Consider the following 16,762-nt stretch of genomic DNA (forward strand, 5'->3'; position numbering starts at 1 on the left):
CTGGTAACCCTAAACTTCAACGTTAGGGTTCGGGTCGGCTATACGGACCGTCCCATTCGGCATCAGTCGTCCGATCGCGGCCCATCCGCGAGACGACGACACGTAACTCGAGGCGAGAGGCCTTCGACGTGGCAGCACCGCAGAACTACCTCGCAGTCATCAAAGTCATCGGTGTCGGCGGCGGTGGTGTCAATGCCATCAACCGGATGATCGAGGTCGGTCTCAAGGGCGTCGAGTTCATCGCCATCAACACCGACGCGCAAGCCCTGTTGATGAGCGACGCCGACGTCAAGCTCGACGTCGGCCGTGAACTCACCCGCGGACTCGGCGCCGGAGCCAACCCGGCCGTCGGCCGCAAGGCCGCCGAGGACCACCGCGAGGAGATCGAGGAGGTCCTCAAGGGGGCCGACATGGTCTTCGTCACGGCCGGTGAGGGCGGCGGCACCGGCACCGGCGGCGCGCCTGTCGTGGCCAACATCGCCCGCTCGCTCGGCGCCCTCACCATCGGCGTGGTCACCCGCCCGTTCACCTTCGAGGGACGGCGCCGCGCGAACCAGGCCGAGGACGGCATCGCGGAGCTCCGCGAAGAGGTCGACACCCTCATCGTGATCCCGAACGACCGGCTGCTGTCCATCTCCGACCGCCAGGTGTCGGTCCTCGACGCCTTCAAGTCGGCGGACCAGGTGCTGCTCTCCGGTGTGCAGGGCATCACCGACCTCATCACCACCCCCGGACTGATCAACCTCGACTTCGCCGACGTCAAGTCGGTCATGTCCGAGGCCGGTTCGGCGCTCATGGGCATCGGCTCGGCCCGCGGCGACGACCGTGCGGTGGCCGCGGCCGAGATGGCCATCTCCTCGCCGCTGCTCGAAGCCTCCATCGACGGCGCCCGCGGTGTGCTGCTCTCCATCTCCGGCGGCTCCGACCTCGGTCTCTTCGAGATCAACGAGGCCGCTCAGCTGGTCAGTGAGGCCGCCCACCCCGAGGCCAACATCATCTTCGGCGCGGTGATCGACGACGCCCTCGGCGACGAGGTCCGGGTCACCGTGATCGCGGCCGGCTTCGACGGCGGCCAGCCGCCCTCCAAGCGGGACAACGTGCTGGGTTCGTCCTCGGCCAAGCGGGAGGAGCCGGCCCCGGCCCGTCAGCCCGAGAGCCGCCCGTCCTTCGGTTCGCTCGGCAGCGTCACGCCGCGGGAGGACCCGGAGCCGGTGGTGCCGGAGCCGGCGGCCGACATCCCGGCCGTCCAGCCCCCGGTCCCGCCGTCGCGGACGTACGACAGCGCGGCCGAGGAACTGGATGTACCGGACTTCCTGAAGTGATAGGACGGCGCGAGAGCGTGCGCGGCGCGCACTTCGCCTTCACCGACCGGTGGGGCGGGGTGAGCGCCGCTCCCTATGCGGAGCTCAACCTCGGCGGGGCAGTCGGTGACGATCCGGGAGCGGTACGCACCAACCGTGAACTGGCCGCCCGCTGCCTCGGTGTGGACCCGGACCGGGTGGTCTGGATGAACCAGGTGCACGGCGCCGACGCCGTCGTGGTGGACGAGCCGTGGGGCGGGAGTCCGGTCCCGGAGACCGACGCGATCGTCACCGCGCGGCGCGGACTCGCCCTCGCCGTTCTCACCGCCGACTGTGTGCCGGTCCTGCTCGCCGATCCGGTGGCGGGAGTCGTCGCCGCGGCCCATGCGGGCCGGCCCGGCATGCTCGCCGGGGTGGTCCCCGCCGCCGTGCGGGCCATGACGGGACTCGGCGCCGACCCGGCCCGGATCGTCGCCCGCACCGGACCCGCCGTGTGCGGCCGGTGCTACGAGGTGCCCGAGGCGATGCGTGCCGAGGTGGCCGCCGCGGAGCCGGCGGCACACGCGGAGACGAGCTGGGGCACCCCCGCTCTCGACGTGGCCGCGGGCGTGGCGGCACAGCTCGACCGGCTCGGGGTGCGTGACCGGGAGCTGTCGCCGGTGTGCACGCTGGAGTCGAAGGATCACTTCTCGTACCGTCGCGACCGCACCACCGGGCGGCTCGCGGGCTATGTGTGGCTGGACTGATCGGACATGACGGACCACAAGGACGAAATCGCCGCGAATCTGGCGGGAGTGGAAGAGCGCATCGCCACCGCGTGTGCCGCCGCCGGACGCGCACGCGATGAGGTGACCCTCGTCGTGGTCACCAAGACCTACCCCGCGAGCGATGTGCGGTTCCTGTCGGAGCTCGGCGTGCGCCATGTCGCCGAGAACCGGGACCAGGACGCCGCCCCCAAGGCGGCGGAGTGCGCGGATCTGCCTCTCACCTGGCACTTCGTCGGTCAGCTTCAGACCAACAAGGTGCGTTCGGTGGTCGGTTATGCCGGTTTTGTGCACTCTGTGGACCGTTCCAGGCTGGTGACCGCTTTGTCCAGGGAGGCCGTGCGGGCCGGGCGCGAGGTCGGCTGCCTGATCCAGGTGGCGTTCGACGCCGGCGCGAGCGGCCGGGGGGAGCGGGGCGGTGTCGCGCCCGCCGGTGTCGCGGAGTTGGCCGATCTGCTCGCCGGGGCCGAAGGGCTGCGGCCGGCCGGGCTGATGACCGTCGCCCCGCTCACCGGGGAGTACGCCGGACGTGAACAGGCGGTGTTCGAGCGGTTGATGGATTTGTCGACCGGCCTGCGCCGGACCCATCCGACTGCGAACATGGTCTCGGCAGGGATGAGTGCGGATCTCGAACAGGCCGTGGCCGCCGGAGCGACACATGTGCGCGTCGGCAGTGCGGTACTCGGAGTCCGCCCCAGGCTCGGGTAACGTCGCCAGGAAGTCGGACCACAGCAGAAAATATGGTCAGTTCCGCCGAACAGCGGACGTAAAGACCTAGTGGATCGCGGGCACTTGGCGGTCGTCAGCGGATCCACCACAGAGCGGAGGACTCGGAGCATGGCCGGCGCGATGCGCAAGATGGCGGTCTACCTCGGCCTCGTGGAGGACGATGGGTACGACGGCCGCGGATTCGACCCAGACGACGACTTTGAACCCGAACTAGACCCGGAGCCCGAGCGGGACCACCACCGGCGGCACGAGCCGGCCCACCAGTCCCACGGATCACATCAGCCCCAAAGGGGCGAAGAGGTACGAGTCGCACACCCGCCCGCGCCGCGCGAACCGGTCGCTCGTTCCGCTTCGCTTCCCGCGGAATCACCACGTCCGGCGCGGATCGCGCCCGTGGCGTCCATCACACAAGAACGCGCAAGTCTGGAGAAGAACGCACCGGTGATCATGCCCAAGGTCGTGTCGGAACGAGAGCCTTACCGGATCACCACGCTTCACCCCCGGACGTACAACGAGGCCCGTACCATCGGGGAACACTTCCGTGAGGGCACGCCGGTGATCATGAATCTCACTGAGATGGATGACACAGATGCGAAGCGACTTGTCGACTTTGCGGCGGGTTTGGTGTTTGGTCTTCACGGCAGCATCGAGCGGGTGACGCAGAAGGTGTTCCTGTTGTCGCCTGCTAACGTCGATGTCACGGCGGAGGACAAGGCCCGCATCGCAGAGGGCGGGTTCTTCAACCAGAGCTGAGACACAGGACCGGACAGAGCAGTGCACAGGGGAGAGGGAAAAGCAGGCCATGAGCGTGTTCGCGCAGGTGATCTACATCGCGCTGATGGTGTTCCTCATCGTGCTCATCTTCCGGTTGGTCATGGACTATGTGTTCCAGTTCGCCCGCTCATGGCAACCCGGCAAGGCGATGGTGGTCGTCCTGGAGGCCACCTACACTGTCACCGATCCACCGCTGAAGCTTCTGCGGCGGTTCATCCCGCCGCTGCGTCTCGGGGGCGTGGCGCTAGACCTGTCCTTCTTCGTCCTGATGATCATCGTCTACATCCTGATCTCGATCGTGGGCAATCTCGCGAGGTGACTGTGGACGATACGGTCTTGCCGACTGCCGATGACTACGTTGAGGTGAAGAGATGCCGTTGACCCCCGAGGACGTGCGGAACAAGCAGTTCACGACCGTCCGCCTCCGAGAAGGCTATGACGAGGACGAGGTCGATGCCTTCCTCGACGAGGTCGAAGCCGAACTGACGCGCCTGCTCCGCGAGAACGAGGACCTGCGTGCCAAGCTGGCCGCGGCCACGCGCGCCGCTGCCCAGAACCAGCAGAACATGCGCAAGCCTCCCGAGCCGCAGGATCAGCAGCAACAGCAGGGACCGCCCCAGGGGATGCCCCAGCAGGGGATGCCTCCGCAGGGCATGCCTCAGCAGGGGATGCCCCCGCAGGGAATGCCCCAGCAGGGCATGCGGGGTCCCGGTGGTCCGGTGCCCGCCGGCATATCGGGCCCGCCGCAGCAGCAGATGGGTGGCCCCATGGGTGGTCCGCCCCAGCTGCCGAGCGGTGCTCCCCAGCTGCCCGCCGGCCCCGGCGGACAGGGCGGTCCGCAGGGCCCCGGCCCCATGGGTCAGGGGCACGGTCCGATGGGCCAGGGCGGCCCGATGCAGGGGCAGATGGGTCCCGGTGGCCCGATGGGCGGTCCCATGGGTGGTCCCATGGGCGGTCCCGGTATGCCCGGTCAGGGCCCCGGCGGCGACAGCGCCGCGCGGGTGCTGTCGCTGGCCCAGCAGACCGCAGACCAGGCGATCGCGGAGGCCCGTTCCGAGGCCAACAAGATCGTGGGTGAGGCGCGTTCGCGTGCCGAGGGCCTCGAGCGGGACGCCCGTGCCAAGGCCGACGCCCTGGAGCGGGACGCGCAGGAGAAGCACCGCGTCGCGATGGGCTCCCTGGAGTCCGCCCGCGCCACGCTGGAGCGCAAGGTCGAGGACCTGCGCGGCTTCGAGCGCGAGTACCGCACGCGGCTGAAGTCCTACCTGGAGTCCCAGTTGCGTCAGCTGGAGACCCAGGCGGACGACTCGCTCGCCCCGTCGCGCCAGCCCGCGAGCGCTGCTCCGTCGCTGCCGCCGTCCCCGGCGCCCTCGATGGCTCCGGCCGGTGCCCCGTCCTATGGCGGCAACCCGGCGATGGGCGGCGGTCCGGTCGGCCAGGGCGGTCCGTCCTACGGCGGCGGTCAGCAGCAGATGCAGCCGGCGATGACCCAGCCCATGGCGCCGGTACGTCCGCAGGGACCGTCGCCGATGGGCCAGGCACCCTCGCCGATGCGCGGCTTCCTGATCGACGAGGACGACAACTGACGGCCTTGTGGCCATGAGTACGGCGTAGCAGTCGGCAGCGTTCAGGGCGGGGCCCCGGGTTCACCAACCCGGGGCCCCGCCCTTTCGCTGTGCTCGGTTCGGGCGGGTTCGGTGTGTTTGTTCGGGACGGGGTGTTGTGTCCGACGCACGCAATGCCGAAGGCCGGGGTCCACCAAGAATCTTGGTGGACCCCGGCCTTCGGTGTGTGCCTTCCCGTCTGCGCGGGCGGGAGGCCGGGCGATCGAGGGGCTGAGGGTGACTGGTCGCGCGCACGCGTCGGAGCCGCATGCCGACACCGCCTCGCGCCCCTAGGGGGCGCGGGACTCAGCCGGTGCTTTACGCCTTGCGCAGGCGGAACGTCAGCGACAACCCGTCGTCGGTGAACGGGGCACCGTATGTGTCGTCGGCCTCACCGCGGGCGAAGTCCGTCGCCAGGACCTCGTCGGCGATCAGTTCCGCGTGCTCCGCCAGCGCGGCGTCTGTCGCCGGGTCCGTGGCGGTCCAGCGCAGGGCGATGCGGTCGGCCACGTCGAGACCGCTGTTCTTGCGGGCCTCCTGGATCAGCCGGATCGCGTCCCGGGCGAGGCCGGCGCGGCGCAGCTCCTCGGTGATCTCCAGGTCGAGGGCCACCGTGGCACCCGCGTCGGACGCCACCGACCAGCCCTCGCGCGGGGTCTCCGTGATGATCACCTCGTCCGGGGTGAGGGCGATCGTCTCACCGTCGACCTCCACGGAGGCGTCGCCCTCGCGCAGCGCCAGGGACAGCGCGGCGGCGTCCGCGTTCGCGACCGCCTTGGCGACGTCCTGGACCCGCTTGCCGAACCGCTTGCCCAGCGCACGGAAGTTGGCCTTCGCCGTGGTGTCCACCAGCGAGCCGCCCACCTCGGACAGTGACGCCAGCGACTCGACGTTCAGCTCCTCGGTGATCTGGGTGTGCAGCTCGGGGGCGAGGCGGTCGAAGCCGCCCGCCGCGATCAGGGCCCGCCTGAGCGGCTGCCGGGTCTTCACCCCCGACTCCGCGCGCGTGGCCCGGCCCAGCTCGACCAGCCGGCGCACCAGCGCCATCTGCTTCGACAGCTCCGGGTCGATCACGGACAGGTCCGCCTCGGGCCAGGAGGACAGGTGCACCGACTCGGGCGCGCCCGGGGTCACCGGGACGATCAGGTCCTGCCAGACCCGCTCGGTGATGAACGGGGTCAGCGGGGCCATCAGCTTGGTGACCGTCTCCACGACCTCGTGCAGGGTGCGCAGCGCGGCCTTGTCGCCCTGCCAGAAGCGGCGGCGCGAGCGGCGGACGTACCAGTTGGACAGGTCGTCGACGAACGCGGACAGCAGCTTGCCGGCCCGCTGCGTGTCGTAGCTGTCCAGGGCCCGCGTCACCTGGTCGGTGAGGGCGTGCAGTTCGGACAGCAGCCAGCGGTCGAGCACGGGACGGTCGGCGGGGGCCGGATCGGCCTCGCTCGGCGCCCAGTTCGACGTACGGGCGTACAGGGCCTGGAAGGCGACCGTGTTCCAGTACGTCAGCAGCGTCTTGCGGACGACCTCCTGGATGGTGCCGTGACCCACCCTGCGGGCCGCCCACGGCGAGCCGCCGGCCGCCATGAACCAGCGGACCGCGTCCGCGCCGTGACGGTCCATCAGCGGGATCGGCTGCAGGATGTTGCCCAGGTGCTTGGACATCTTGCGGCCGTCCTCGGCGAGGATGTGGCCCAGGCAGACCACGTTCTCGTACGACGACTTGTCGAAGACCAGGGTGCCGATGGCCATCAGCGTGTAGAACCAGCCGCGGGTCTGGTCGATGGCCTCGCAGATGAACTGCGCCGGATAGCGGGTCTCGAACAGTTCCTTGTTCTTGTACGGGTAGCCCCACTGCGCGAACGGCATCGAACCCGAGTCGTACCAGGCGTCGATGACCTCCGGCACGCGCGTGGCCGTCTTCGCGCAGCTCGGGCAGGCGAAGGTGACCTCGTCGATGTACGGGCGGTGCGGATCGAGGCCGGACTGGTCCGTGCCGGTCAGTTCGGTGAGCTCCGCGCGGGAACCGACGACCGTGAGGTGGTCGTCCTCGCAGCGCCAGATGGGCAGCGGGGTACCCCAGTAGCGGTTGCGGGACAGCGCCCAGTCGATGTTGTTGTTCAGCCAGTCGCCGTAGCGGCCGTGCTTGACCGTGTCCGGGAACCAGTTGGTCTTCTCGTTCTCCCGCAGCAGCGCGTCCTTCACCGCCGTGGTGCGGATGTACCAGGACGGCTGTGCGTAGTAGAGCAGCGCGGTGTGGCAGCGCCAGCAGTGCGGGTAGCTGTGCTCGTACGGGACGTGCCGGAAGAGCAGGCCGCGCTGCTGGAGGTCCTCGGTGAGCTTCTCGTCGGCCTTCTTGAAGAAGACGCCGCCGACCAGGGGGAGGTCCTCCTCGAAGGTGCCGTCGGGGCGGACCGGGTTGACGACGGGCAGACCGTAGGCGCGGCAGACCTTGAGGTCGTCCTCACCGAAGGCGGGGGACTGGTGGACCAGGCCCGTACCGTCCTCGGTGGTGACGTACTCGGCGTTCACCACGTAGTGCGCCGGCTCGGAGAACTCCACCAGCTCGAAGGGGCGCCGGTACGTCCAGCGCTCCATCTCGGCGCCGGTGAACGACCTGCCGGTGGTCTCCCAGCCCTCGCCGAGGGCCTTGCCGAGCAGCGGCTCGGCGACGACCAGCCGCTCCTCGCCGTTGGTGGCGACGACGTAGGTGACCTCGGGGTGGGCGGCGACGGCCGTGTTGGACACCAGGGTCCAGGGCGTGGTCGTCCACACCAGGAGTGCGGCCTCGCCGGCCAGCGGGCCGGAGGTGAGCGGGAAGCGGACGAAGACCGACGGGTCGACGACCGTCTCGTAGCCCTGCGCCAGCTCGTGGTCGGACAGGCCGGTGCCGCAGCGGGGGCACCAGGGGGCGACGCGGTGGTCCTGGACCAGCAGGCCCTTGCCGAAGATCTCCTTCAGGGACCACCAGACGGACTCGATGTACTCCGGGTCCATCGTGCGGTACGGGTCCTGGAGGTCGGCCCAGTAACCCATGCGGGTCGTGAGCTCTTCGAAGGCGTCGGTGTGGCGGGTCACCGACTCGCGGCACTTCGCGTTGAACTCGGCGATGCCGTACGCCTCGATGTCCTGCTTGCCGGAGAAGCCGAGCTCCTTCTCCACCGCCAGCTCCACCGGGAGGCCGTGGCAGTCCCAGCCGGCCTTGCGGGCCACGTGGTAGCCGCGCATGGTGCGGAAGCGGGGGAAGACGTCCTTGAAGACGCGGGCCTCGATGTGGTGCGCGCCGGGCATGCCGTTGGCGGTGGGCGGGCCCTCGTAGAACACCCACTCGGGGCGGCCCTCGGACTGCTCCAGGCTCTTGGTGAAGATCTTCTGCTCGCGCCAGAAGTCGAGCACCGCGTGTTCGAGCGCGGGCAGGTCGACCTGGGCGGGTACCTGGCGGTACGTCGGCGATGTCATCAGCGGGCTTCCTCCGGCGGACTTGCTGCCTTCCGTCCGGAGGGACGAGAGCTGTTTCGATCTCTGCGCCGCTGTCGGCGCGCTCCCGCGGTACCACCCTCCTTGGCTCCCCGGTGTGACGCCTGCTCCGGTGAGCCCCCTCATTGGGGTCGCGATGCCGGTTCTACTCGCCGCGCTCACGGCTTTCCTCCGGCGGCTCCGGGGTGATCTTCACGTCGCGCTCACCCCCGGGCTCACACCGTCCCCGGGTCGCTCTTGGCTGCGTACGCCGCTACTCGTCCCCATCCACGCTTTTCGCTCCGCCCAGTGTACGGCGCGGCGCGGACAGCGGCCGACCGCTTTTCTCGTGGACATACGAAACGATTGCACCGAATGGCCTGGTATGCGTTTTCGGATCCCGGGACGTCCGCGTGGGCGGCATACCCGGCGGGGAGCTGGGCACAACGGATGCAGGCTCGCCGCGCGGCGTCCGCGGGGCGGGGGAACGGGGCGGTGCGCCCCGTTGCCGCCGGACCCGGGTCGATTTATCGTCCCAGCACGATTCGCGCGCAAGATCACCCTATGTGAAGGGGTCGCGGCCATGGTGGCGAAGAGGACCGCGCGGGGCGCGGCGCAGGCAGACCCGGAGGTGAAGCCGACCCCGGAGAAGACCCCGCCGGCCGGGAGGACCACCGGCCGGAAGCGGGCGCCCTCCGCGGAGGCGGCGGGCAAGCGGACGGCGACGGCGCAACCGGCAGCACCGGCTCGGTCGGCGGCCGCGAGGAAAGCGGCGGGCAAGAAGGCGTCTGCCAAGAAGACAGCCTCCAAGAAGGCGCCCGCCGGGAAGGCAGGGAAGGCGGGGAAGGCGGGGAAGGCGTCGGACCGCTCGGTGTCCGAGCCGCGGTCACCCGCCGGAGAGGTGCCGCCGAAGACGGCGGCCGGGAGCGCGGCGAGGGGCACGTCGGCCAGGAAGGCTGCCACGCGGAGGGCAGCCGGCGGGGAAACGGGGCAGAAGGCAGTCGGGGAGAGGACCGCCGCCGTAGCGGGGGAGCAGCGCGAGGGCGCTGTCGGGCCCAGTGGGTCCGCTCAGGATGTGGCCGGGCACAGCGCGGCCGACGACGCGGACGCGGCCGAGGCCGCGGCGCAGACGGGAGTGACGACAGTGGGTGCGAAGAAGACCCCTGGCCCGGCGGCCACGGCGGCCACGGCGGCGACGACCGCCGTACCCAAGGCCCGGATCGGCGCGGTGGAGCCGGGCGAGCTCGCGGTGCGTCCGGGCGAGGAGCCCTGGACGGCACAAGAGGCCGAGGACGCGCGGGCCGAGCTGCTGTCCGAGGTGCTGCGGCTGCGCGAGGAGATCACCAACTCGGAGCAGGCGCTGGCTGGCCTGATGCGGGACTCCGGCGACGGCGCGGGCGACGACGACGCCGACACCGGCACCAAGAACATCACACGCGAACACGAACTCTCGCTCGCCGCCAACGCGCGCGAGATGCTCAGCCAGTTCGAACGGGCCCTCCAGCGCCTCGACGCCGGCACCTACGGGCTGTGCGAGAACTGCGGCAACGCGATCGGCAAGGCCCGTATGCAGGCCTTCCCGCGGGCCACCCTGTGCGTGGAGTGCAAGCAGAAGCAGGAGCGCAGGTACTGATCGGCGGCCGTGCGGGCCGTGCCGTACCCTCGTGCTCAGTCAGGTACCTAGGCTGAGGGACTCACGTGGCAGAGGCGGAGCGCATCATCGGTACGCCGGACACACCGGACGCGGACCGGGACGGGCGGGACCGGGACGCACAGGAGCGGACCGGCACCGAAGGGACGGCGGCGGAGGCCGAGCGGCCCCGCGGCAAGCGGCGGGTCGCCGTGCTGTTCGCCGTCGCGGTCTTCGCCTATGCCCTCGATCTGATCAGCAAGATGATCGTGGTCGCCAAGCTGGAGCACCATGAACCGATCGAGATCGTCGGGGACTGGCTGAGGTTCGAGGCCATCCGCAACGCGGGCGCCGCCTTCGGCTTCGGCGAGGCCTTCACCGTGATCTTCACGGTGATCGCGGCAGCCGTGATCGTCGTGATCATCCGCCTCGCCCGCAAGCTCTACAGCCTGCCCTGGGCGCTCGCGCTGGGCCTGCTGCTCGGCGGCGCCCTCGGCAACCTCACCGACCGGATCTTCCGTGCGCCGGGCGTCTTCGAGGGCGCGGTCGTCGACTTCATCGCGCCCAAGCACTTCGCCGTGTTCAATCTGGCGGACTCGGCGATCGTGTGCGGCGGCATCCTGATCGTGCTGCTGTCGTTCCGGGGCCTCGACCCGGACGGGACCGTCCACAAGGACTGAGGGGTCCGGACTCTCGTACGGGAGTGCCGGGCCCGTCCGGCATACTCGACGGGTGAGTACGATTCCCGAGATCCGGACCCTGCCCGTACCCGACGGCCTGGAGGGCGAGCGCGTCGACGCCGCCATCTCCCGCATGTTCGGCTTCTCCCGCACCAAGGCGGCCGAGCTCGCCGCGGGGGGGAAGGTCACGGTCGACGGATCGGTGGTCGGCAAGTCCGAGCGGGTCAGCGGCGGCGCCTGGCTCGAGGTGGAGATGCCGCAGGCGCCCGCGCCGGTCCAGGTCGTCGCCGAGCCGGTCGAGGGCATGGAGATCGTGCACGACGACGACGACGTGGTCGTGATCGTCAAGCCGGTCGGCGTCGCCGCGCACCCCTCGCCGGGCTGGACCGGCCCGACGGTGATCGGCGGCCTGGCCGCCGCCGGGTACCGCATCTCGACCTCCGGCGCCGCCGAGCGCCAGGGCATCGTGCACCGACTCGACGTCGGCACCTCCGGGCTGATGGTCGTCGCCAAGTCGGAGTACGCGTACACGTCACTGAAGCGCCAGTTCAAGGAGCGCACGGTCGACAAGCGCTACCACACGCTGGTCCAGGGCCACCCCGACCCCACCAGCGGCACCATCGACGCCCCCATCGGCCGGCACCCGCAGCACGACTACAAATGGGCGGTCACCGCCGACGGCAAACCGTCCGTCACCCACTACGACCTCATCGAGGCCTTCCGCGCCGCGTCCCTGCTCGACGTCAAGCTGGAGACCGGCCGCACCCACCAGATCCGCGTCCACATGGCCGCCCACCGGCACCCCTGCGTCGGCGACCTCACCTACGGCGCCGACCCGACGCTCGCCAAGCGGCTCGGCCTGACCCGCCAGTGGCTGCACGCCGTGCGGCTGGGCTTCGAGCACCCCGGCGACGGGCAGTGGGCGGAGTTCTCCTGCGACTACCCGGACGACCTGCAGCAGGCGCTCGACCAGGTCCGCGAGGAAACCTACGCATGAGCGACCCCTACGTCGTCCGGGTCGCGGAGGGGCCCGCCGACCGCGAGGCCTGCTTCGCCGTGCGCAAGGACGTCTTCGTCGCCGAGCAGGGTGTCCCCGAGGACATCGAGTACGACGCCCACGACGCCGGCGCCGTGCATGTGCTGGCGGTCGCGCGGGACGGCACACCGCTCGGCACCGGACGCCTGCTGCACGGGACGGCCGCCGCGGCGAGGAACGGCGGCGACCCGGCCGTCGGCTCCCTGGGCAGGCTCGCGGTGACGCGTCGGGCGCGGGGCCTCGGCGTCGGCGCGGCCCTGGTACGGGCCATCGAGGATGCGGCCCGCGGCCGGGGCCTCACCGCAGTCGATCTGCACGCCCAGACCCACGCCCTGAGTTTCTACGAGCGCCTGGGGTACGAGGCCTACGGACCGGAGTTCCCGGACGCCGGGATGCCGCACCGGGCCATGCGGCGCGCGCTGTAGCCCCGGTCGGCGAACGCCCTGGTGGGGGCGGTCGGCGTGGCAGGCTGGACTCCGCTGACCGATCGTCGACCCCCTGGGAGCACTGACCGTGGATCAGTTGGCCCTGCTGTTCGTCCTGCTGCTCGGGGCGGTGGTGAGCGTTCCCGTCGGGGAGCGGCTGAGGCTGCCGGCGCCGGTGCTGATGACGGTCCTCGGAAGCGTCCTGGCGCTGCTGGAGTTCGTCCCGAACGTCGAGGTCCCGCCGGAGCTGATCCTTCCGCTGCTGCTGCCGCCCCTGCTCTACGCCGCCGTGCGCCGCACGTCCTGGCGCCAGTTCGCGGCGAACGTCCGGCCGATCCTCCTGCTGGCCGTGGCGCTGGTCTTCGTCACCACCCTGTGCGTGGCCGTCGTGGCCCACGCGATCGTGCCGGGACTGCCACTGGCCGCCGCCGTCGCCCTCGGCGCCCTGGTCGCGCCGCCCGACCCGATCGCGGCGACCGCCGTCGCCGGAAAGCTGGGGCTGCCGCGCCGGCTGGTGTCGATCCTGGAGGGTGAGGGGCTCTTCAACGACGTCACGGCCATCGTGCTCTACCACGTGGCGATCGCCGCCGCCGTGAGCGGCACCTTCTCGCCCTGGCGGGCCGGTCTCGACCTGGTGCTGTCGGCGGTGGTCGCGATCGCGGTCGGTCTCGTCCTCGGCTGGGGCACCAACAAGGCGATAGGACTGCTCGGCGACCCGACCCTGCAGGTCGGCCTGACCCTGCTGGTGCCGTTCGCCTCCTACGTCCTGGCCGAGGAACTGCACGGTTCGGGCGTCCTCGGGGTGCTCGTCACCGCGCTGTTCCTCGTGGAGTACGCCACGGACGCCGACGATGTCATGGCCCGGCTCGCCGGGCACACCTTCTGGGACATCGTCGACACCCTCGTCACCGGTGTCGCCTTCGGGCTGGTCGGTCTCGAACTGCACAACGCGGTCGACACCGCGGCCGGCCACTGGGGCGAGCTGCTCACCTGGGCGGCGGCGGTCGTCGGTGTGGTCGTCCTCGTCCGGCTGGCGTGGCTGCTGCCGGCGACCTGGCTGACCAAGCGGCTGCACACCGCGCGGGACATCGGCGAGGACATCCCGGTGAGCTGGCGCGAGACCGTGGTGATGTGGTGGTCGGGCATGCGCGGGGTGGCGTCCGTGGCGCTGGCCCTCGCCATTCCGCTGGAGACCGACGGCGGCGGCGACTTCCCCGCGCGGGGCGAGATCGTGTTCATCGCGTTCGGTGTGGTGCTGGCGACGCTGCTGGTCCAGGGACTGACCCTGCCGTGGCTGGTGAACCGGCTCGGGGTACGGGGTGACTCCGTGCGCGAGAAGGAGTTCGAGCGGCAGCCGGCGGTCCGGGCGGCGAAGGCGGCCAAGCACAGGCTGCGGGAGATCGAACAGGTCGAGGACCTTCCCGAGGACCTGTCCGAGCAGATGCTGCGCAGGTCGTTCGACATCGGGATGCGCATCAGCCCGGACCTGGCGGAGGACGAGCGGCGGGAGGCGTACCGGCAGCGGGCGCTGCGGCTGAAGCGGGTGCGGCGGATCGAGGGAGAGATGCTGAGCGCCGCCCGGCACGAGGTGCTGACGGCGCGCAGCGAACAGGGCGCCGACCCCGAGGTGGTGGACCGGGTGCTGCGCCATCTGGACGTGCGCAGTCTGCGGTGAGTCCCGCGGGGTTACCGCCGCCGGCGGCATTCCCTTCGTAGGGTCTGGGCATGACGCGCAACGTTGTGATCAGCGGGGGCGGTACCGGGATCGGACTGGCCACCGCGCGGGTGTTCGCCGCCGACGGGGACCGGGTGCTGCTGCTCGGGCGGCGCGGGGACGTACTGGAACGTGCTCAGGTGCCGGGCGCCCTGACCCACGCCGCCGATCTGGCCGACCCGGAGGCCGTACGGGGCGTGGCCGGTTTCGTGGGCCGGGAGTTCGGCGCCGTGGATGTCCTGATCCACTCCGCCGGGGGCAACGGGCTGCTCGAACCCCCGGTCGGCGGCGACGATCCGCTCGACACGGTGGCCCGCGAGTGGACCGTCACCTTCCGGCTCAATGTGCTGACCGCCGTGCTCCTCACGGAAGCCCTGAGGGACCGGCTCGCCGAACCGGGCGGGCGGGTGCTGTTCCTCAGCTCCATCGCCGCCTTCCGGGGCTCCGGACGGGTTCCGTACGCGGCGGCCAAGGCGTCGCTGCACCCGTACGCCCACCATCTGGCACGGGAGCTGGGACCGCACGGGATCACCGTGAACGTGGTCGCGCCCGGCTACATCGAGGACACCGGGTTCTTCGGTGACGGCATCGGGGAGGAGCGGCGGGCCGCGCTGGCCGCGGAGACGTCGAACAAGCGCGTGGGGACGCCCGGGGACGTCGCGGCGACCCTGCACTGGCTCGCCTCCCCGGGCGCCGGACACATCACCTCACAGATCGTCCAGGTCAACGGCGGCGCCGAACGCGGTCACTAGCGGCTGTCGTCCCACTCCCGTCGCCGCGGGGCGGACGGGAGCGGGACGACAGCCCTGGAGACGGCTCGGCTGGGACGGTTCAGCGCTCCCTCGGATGCTGGTGCACCCGCCGGGCCGCCGGTATGCCCGGTACCCCGTCGGGCGAGCGGTGGCCGTTCAGGGCGGGCGGCAGCACCGCGTCGGCGGCGTTGACCCGGGGCAGGGCGTAGGGGTGCTCGGCGGCCAGCCAGCGGATCATCTGCTCGCGGACCGTGACCCGCACCGTCCAGATGTCGTCCGCGTCCTTCGCCGTCGCCAGGGCCCGCACCTCCATGGTGCTCGGGGTGCTGTCCGTCACGGTCAGGTTGTAGGTGCGGCCGTCCCAGGCCGGGCACTCCCGGAGGATGTCACGGAGCTTGTCGCGCATCGCGTCCAGCGGGGCCGAATGGTCGAGGTGCCAGAGGACGATGCCCGTCATCTGCGGTGTGCCGCGCGACCAGTTCTCGAACGGCTTGGACGTGAAGTACGACACCGGCATGGTGATCCGGCGCTCGTCCCAGGTGCGCACGGTCAGGAAGGTCAGTGTGATCTCCTCGACCGTGCCCCACTCGCCGTCCACGATCACCGTGTCGCCGATGCGCACCATGTCGCCGAAGGCGATCTGCAGCCCGGCGAACATGTTGCTCAGCGTGGACTGGGCGGCCACACCGGCGACGATGCCGAGGATTCCGGCCGAGGCCAGCAGTGAGGCCCCGGCCGCGCGCATCGCCGGGAAGGTCAGCAGCATGGCGGCCACGGCCATCACCCCGACGACCGCCGTCACCACCCGCTGGATCAGCGTCACCTGGGTGCGGACCCGGCGGACCCGGGCGGGGTCCCGCTCACGGTGGGTGCTGGCGTAGCGCGCGTACGAGGCCTCCACGACCGCGAGCGCGATCCGGACCGCCAGCCAGGCGGCCGATCCGATCAGCACCAGCGACAGCACCCTGCCGATGCCGACCTCGTGGTCCGGCAGCAGCCGGGCCTCGTCGTAGGAGCCTCTGAGCAGCGCCGCCCAGATCACCAGCTGGTAGGGAACGCGGGCACGGCGCAGCAGGCCCCACAGCGGAGTCTCGTGGTGGCGTTGGTCGGCCTTGCGCAGCAGCAGGTCGGTGGCCCAGCCGAGCAGCAGCGTGAGCACGACCGAGCCGCCGACCACGATCAATGGGCGGAGCACGTCATCCATGCCTTCGAACCTAACCGGCTCCGCGCGGGCATGAACATGTGACTTGCGCGCCGACGCGTGCAGTGCCGCGATCCGGAGTGGTCACACCCTGCTGGCACGATGGGCGGCATGAACATCATGCTCTTTCACTCGACCTACGGTCCCCGGCCCGCGGTGGCCGCGGCCGCCGACCGGCTGCGCGCGGCCGGACACGAGGTGTGGACGCCCGACCTGTTCCAGGGCCGTACGTTCGACACGGTCGAGGAGGGCATGGCGTACACGGAGGAGACCGGCAGGGACGAACTGCTGAAGCGGGCCGTGCTGGCGGCGGCACCCTACGCGGACCGCGGGCTGGTGTACGCGGGCTTCTCCTTCGGCGCCTCCGTCGCCCAGACGCTGGCCCTCGGCGACGACAAGGCGCGCGGACTGCTCCTGCTGCACGGCACGTCGGACCTCGCGGAGAACGTCACGGTGGACGAGCTGCCGGTGCAGCTGCATGTCGCCGAGCCGGACCCGTTCGAGACCGACGACTGGCTCACCGCCTGGTACCTGCGGATGGGCCGGGCCGGCGCCGACGTCGAGGTGTACCGGTACGCGGGCGCCGGCCACCTCTACACCGATCCCGCCCTGCCGGACTACGACGGGGAGGCCGCCGAGGCCACCTGGCGGGTGGCTCTCGGCTTCCTCGAGTCGCTGGACGGCTGACGGGCCCGGACC

Annotated in this window: 15 protein-coding genes; 13 read left to right on the forward strand and 2 right to left on the reverse strand. The window is 71.0% G+C overall.

Features of this window, described 5'->3' with window-relative positions; all coding sequences use genetic code 11:
- The first annotated feature begins 128 nt into the window (after positions 1-128).
- From ftsZ to ACIF9R_RS04435, 6 genes are all read left to right on the forward strand, one after another.
- A complete protein-coding gene (gene ftsZ, locus ACIF9R_RS04410) occupies positions 129-1,322 on the forward strand; it encodes a cell division protein FtsZ (RefSeq protein ID WP_399974166.1) in 1,194 nt (397 codons plus the stop codon).
- Complete coding sequence (gene pgeF, locus ACIF9R_RS04415) at positions 1,319-2,047, forward strand: peptidoglycan editing factor PgeF (protein WP_399974168.1); 729 nt, start codon at positions 1,319-1,321, stop codon at positions 2,045-2,047. The genes ftsZ and pgeF overlap by 4 nt, the downstream gene beginning before the upstream one ends.
- 6 nt (positions 2,048-2,053) lie before the next feature.
- On the forward strand, positions 2,054-2,773 hold the full coding sequence (locus ACIF9R_RS04420; protein WP_399974171.1) for a YggS family pyridoxal phosphate-dependent enzyme: 720 nt from the start codon (positions 2,054-2,056) through the stop codon (positions 2,771-2,773).
- Between the two features lie 129 nt (positions 2,774-2,902).
- Positions 2,903-3,547 carry a cell division protein SepF gene (locus ACIF9R_RS04425; RefSeq protein ID WP_399974173.1) on the forward strand — a complete coding sequence of 215 codons (645 nt, stop codon included), beginning with the start codon at positions 2,903-2,905 and terminating at the stop codon, positions 3,545-3,547.
- A 49-nt stretch (positions 3,548-3,596) separates the two neighbouring features.
- Positions 3,597-3,887 carry a YggT family protein gene (locus ACIF9R_RS04430; protein WP_004932337.1) on the forward strand — a complete coding sequence of 97 codons (291 nt, stop codon included), beginning with the start codon at positions 3,597-3,599 and terminating at the stop codon, positions 3,885-3,887.
- Positions 3,888-3,939: 52 nt separating this feature from the next.
- A complete protein-coding gene (locus ACIF9R_RS04435; protein ID WP_399974176.1) occupies positions 3,940-5,154 on the forward strand; it encodes a DivIVA domain-containing protein in 1,215 nt (404 codons plus the stop codon).
- A gap of 336 nt (positions 5,155-5,490) precedes the next feature.
- Here the strand turns inward: ACIF9R_RS04435 and ileS are convergent, their stop codons facing one another.
- Complete coding sequence (gene ileS / locus ACIF9R_RS04440) at positions 5,491-8,628, reverse strand: isoleucine--tRNA ligase (protein WP_399974179.1); 3,138 nt, start codon at positions 8,626-8,628, stop codon at positions 5,491-5,493.
- A 1,072-nt stretch (positions 8,629-9,700) separates the two neighbouring features.
- Here ileS and ACIF9R_RS04445 point away from each other — a divergent pair.
- From ACIF9R_RS04445 to ACIF9R_RS04470, 6 genes are all read left to right on the forward strand, one after another.
- Positions 9,701-10,258: a TraR/DksA family transcriptional regulator gene (locus ACIF9R_RS04445; RefSeq protein WP_399974182.1), complete on the forward strand. Its 558-nt coding sequence runs from the start codon at positions 9,701-9,703 to the stop codon at positions 10,256-10,258.
- 65 nt (positions 10,259-10,323) lie between these two features.
- Complete coding sequence (gene lspA, locus ACIF9R_RS04450) at positions 10,324-10,935, forward strand: signal peptidase II (RefSeq protein WP_399974185.1); 612 nt, start codon at positions 10,324-10,326, stop codon at positions 10,933-10,935.
- Positions 10,936-10,987: 52 nt separating this feature from the next.
- Positions 10,988-11,932 (forward strand): RluA family pseudouridine synthase, encoded by a 945-nt coding sequence (locus ACIF9R_RS04455; RefSeq protein ID WP_399974188.1) that lies wholly within the window; start codon positions 10,988-10,990, stop codon positions 11,930-11,932.
- Complete coding sequence (locus tag ACIF9R_RS04460; protein WP_399974190.1) at positions 11,929-12,396, forward strand: GNAT family N-acetyltransferase; 468 nt, start codon at positions 11,929-11,931, stop codon at positions 12,394-12,396. Before ACIF9R_RS04455 ends, ACIF9R_RS04460 begins: the two co-directional genes overlap by 4 nt.
- Positions 12,397-12,484: 88 nt before the next feature.
- Entirely contained in the window at positions 12,485-14,071 is a 1,587-nt protein-coding gene (locus tag ACIF9R_RS04465) for a Na+/H+ antiporter (protein ID WP_399974193.1), read from the forward strand.
- A gap of 50 nt (positions 14,072-14,121) precedes the next feature.
- On the forward strand, positions 14,122-14,862 hold the full coding sequence (locus ACIF9R_RS04470; RefSeq protein ID WP_399974196.1) for an SDR family NAD(P)-dependent oxidoreductase: 741 nt from the start codon (positions 14,122-14,124) through the stop codon (positions 14,860-14,862).
- 79 nt (positions 14,863-14,941) lie between these two features.
- Here the strand turns inward: ACIF9R_RS04470 and ACIF9R_RS04475 are convergent, their stop codons facing one another.
- The gene (locus ACIF9R_RS04475) at positions 14,942-16,066 is read right to left on the reverse strand and encodes a mechanosensitive ion channel family protein (protein ID WP_399974198.1); all 1,125 of its coding nucleotides are present in this window, start codon (positions 16,064-16,066) and stop codon (positions 14,942-14,944) included.
- A gap of 108 nt (positions 16,067-16,174) precedes the next feature.
- Here ACIF9R_RS04475 and ACIF9R_RS04480 point away from each other — a divergent pair, with 108 nt between their 5' ends.
- A complete protein-coding gene (locus ACIF9R_RS04480; RefSeq protein WP_399974201.1) occupies positions 16,175-16,750 on the forward strand; it encodes a dienelactone hydrolase family protein in 576 nt (191 codons plus the stop codon).
- Positions 16,751-16,762: the final 12 nt, after the last annotated feature.

It is taken from the genome of Streptomyces sp. NPDC086080, from assembly GCF_044540255.1.
Classification (GTDB): Bacteria; Actinomycetota; Actinomycetes; order Streptomycetales; family Streptomycetaceae; genus Streptomyces.